Origin of the sequence: Streptococcus sp. KR (genome assembly GCF_002238115.1) — a bacterium.
Taxonomy (GTDB): Bacteria; Bacillota; Bacilli; order Lactobacillales; family Streptococcaceae; genus Streptococcus.
This window is the reverse complement of sequence record NZ_NGVM01000400.1, coordinates 1-210: the sequence shown is the minus strand read 5'-3', so window position 1 is coordinate 210 and position 210 is coordinate 1. Positions and strand designations below refer to the sequence as shown.

The window sequence follows — 210 nt, the reverse complement described above, 5'->3', positions numbered from 1 at the left end:
ATCTGAAAACCGATAGTAATGGTCACATAACAGTTAACGACCTTCAACCTGGTGATTATTATTTTGTTGAGACTCAAGCACCAGCTGGTTATCAATTAAACAAAGATCAGCAGTATCCTTTTAAAATTATATTTAATCAAACGACGGCTGCCAAAGTTACTGTTAACGATAGCGAAGCCACTGGTTCAGTTGTTTTAACCAAGACTGATC

At 36.7% G+C, this 210-nt stretch carries 1 protein-coding gene; it reads left to right on the top strand.

The genetic code is table 11. The features are described 5' to 3' along the window. Positions 1 to 210, top strand: a 210-nt coding sequence (locus CBI42_RS13000; RefSeq protein WP_179211459.1) for a prealbumin-like fold domain-containing protein, incomplete at both ends; no start/stop codon positions are given.